The organism is Pseudomonas sp. AC463 (assembly GCF_979253585.1).
Window position 1 is genome coordinate 1 of the sequence record NZ_CEEDDZ010000742.1, and the last position, 262, is coordinate 262.

A 262-nucleotide genomic window follows, 5' to 3' on the forward strand; every position below is an offset into this window, starting at 1 on the left:
GTACCGCCCGTGCTGGATCAGGCGGTGCGTTCGCACCGGTACAACCGCCGCGTGTTTCTCGCGCCATTCTGGGCGGAGATCTTCACTGAGGATGCGGAGCGCCAACAGTCGATGCAGCTCGCCGCCGCGACCGAATCGATCATGCGCGCGACCTATGCCGACTATGGCTACACGATCGTCGAACTGCCGCGCGCATCCGTCGCTGAGCGGGTCGGCTTCGTGCTCGAACACCTGAACGCGGGGGACTGACACCTCCGGGGAG

Annotated in this window: 1 protein-coding gene; it reads left to right on the forward strand. The window is 65.6% G+C overall.

Features of this window, described 5'->3' with window-relative positions; genetic code table 11:
• A partial coding sequence (locus tag AC0IYH_RS32185; protein WP_471838376.1) for an AAA family ATPase occupies positions 1-249 on the forward strand: 249 nt, incomplete at its 5' end.
• Positions 250-262 lie beyond the last annotated feature (13 nt).